The organism is Mesorhizobium sp. M8A.F.Ca.ET.207.01.1.1 (assembly GCF_004794715.1).
Classification (GTDB): Bacteria; Pseudomonadota; Alphaproteobacteria; order Rhizobiales; family Rhizobiaceae; genus Mesorhizobium.
In genome coordinates, this window is record NZ_SRUS01000293.1 from 1 (window position 1) to 342 (window position 342).

Sequence of the window (342 nt, forward strand, 5' to 3'; positions counted from 1 at the left end):
CGCCCCGTGTTCCACGGATTCGAACAACTGCCGCTGCGCGAGTACGCCGAGCGCGCCTACCTCGACTACTCGATGTATGTGGTCCTGGACCGCGCCCTGCCGTTCATCGGCGACGGCCTGAAGCCGGTGCAGCGCCGCATCATCTATTCGATGAGCGAGCTGTGCCTGAATGCCGCGTCCAAGCCGAAGAAGTCCGCGCGCACCGTCGGTGACGTCATCGGTAAGTACCACCCGCATGGCGATCAGTCGGTGTACGACACGCTGGTGCGCCTGGCACAGCCGTTCTCGCTGCGCTACATGCTGGTCGACGGCCAGGGTAACTTTGGTTCGATCGACGGCGAC

Annotated in this window: 1 protein-coding gene; it reads left to right on the top strand. The window is 64.0% G+C overall.

Annotation, left to right across the window (positions count from 1 at the left end):
- Nucleotides 1–6 precede the first annotated feature (6 nt).
- On the top strand, nucleotides 7–342 hold a 336-nt coding region (locus EN850_RS34605; protein WP_281407310.1), incomplete at its 3' end, for a DNA gyrase subunit A.